Origin of the sequence: Lentzea sp. NPDC060358 (genome assembly GCF_042725365.1) — a bacterium.
Taxonomy (GTDB): domain Bacteria; phylum Actinomycetota; class Actinomycetes; order Mycobacteriales; family Pseudonocardiaceae; genus Lentzea.
Window position 1 is genome coordinate 1 of sequence record NZ_JBHXCW010000518.1, and the last position, 1,030, is coordinate 1,030.

At 74.5% G+C, this 1,030-nt stretch carries 1 protein-coding gene; it reads left to right on the top strand.

Annotated elements, in window-relative coordinates; translation table 11 throughout:
* Nucleotides 1–55: 55 nt before the first annotated feature.
* Nucleotides 56–1,030, top strand: a 975-nt coding sequence (locus ACFWGZ_RS41325) for an FAD-dependent oxidoreductase (protein ID WP_382457029.1), incomplete at its 3' end; no start/stop codon positions are given.

The window sequence follows — 1,030 nt, forward strand, 5'->3', positions numbered from 1 at the left end:
GGGTGGGCCGCACCCGTCTCATCGACAACATCCCGCTGACCCTCGGAGCCACCCCGTGACCGGAATACGGCTGACCGCCCCCGCCCCCGGCTGGTCCATCGACGCCGACGTCGTAGTGGTCGGCTCCGGCGTGGCCGGGCTCACCACCGCGCTGCGCTGCGCGGCGGCGGGCCTCGCCACCGTGGTCGTCACCAAGGCCCGGCTCGACGACGGCTCCACCCGCTGGGCGCAGGGCGGTATCGCCGCCGCGCTCGGCGAGGGCGACACCCCCGAGCAGCATCTCGAGGACACCCTCGTCGCGGGCGCGGGCCTGTGCGACGAGGCGGCGGTGCGAACCCTGGTCACCGAGGGCCCGGACGCGGTGCGCAGGCTCATAGGGACCGGCGCCCGCTTCGACACCACGGAGAGCGGTGACATCGCGCTGACCCGCGAGGGCGGCCACCACCGCCGCCGCATCGCCCACGCGGGCGGCGACGCGACGGGTGCCGAGATCTCCCGAGCCCTGGTCGACGCGGTCCGCGAGGCCGCCCTGCACACCGTCGAGAACGCGCTCGTACTGGACCTGCTCACCGACGCCGAGGGCCGTACCGCCGGTGTGACCCTGCACGTCATGGGCGAGGGCCAGCACGACGGCGTCGGCGCGGTGCACGCCCCCGCGGTGGTGCTGGCCACCGGCGGCATGGGCCAGGTCTTCTCCGCCACCACCAACCCCGCGGTCTCCACCGGCGACGGCGTGGCGCTCGCGCTGCGGGCCGGTGCGGAGGTCTCCGACCTGGAGTTCGTCCAGTTCCACCCGACGGTCCTCTTCCTCGGCACCGGCTCCGAGGGCCAGCAGCCGCTGGTGTCCGAGGCGGTACGGGGCGAGGGCGCCCACCTCGTCGACGCCTTTGGCACCCGCTTCATGCTCGGCGAGCACGAGCTGGCCGAGCTGGCCCCGCGCGACATCGTCGCCAAGGCCATCACCCGCCGGATGGAGCTGCACGGCACCGATCACATGTATCTCGACGCCCGCCACTTCGGCGCCGAGATG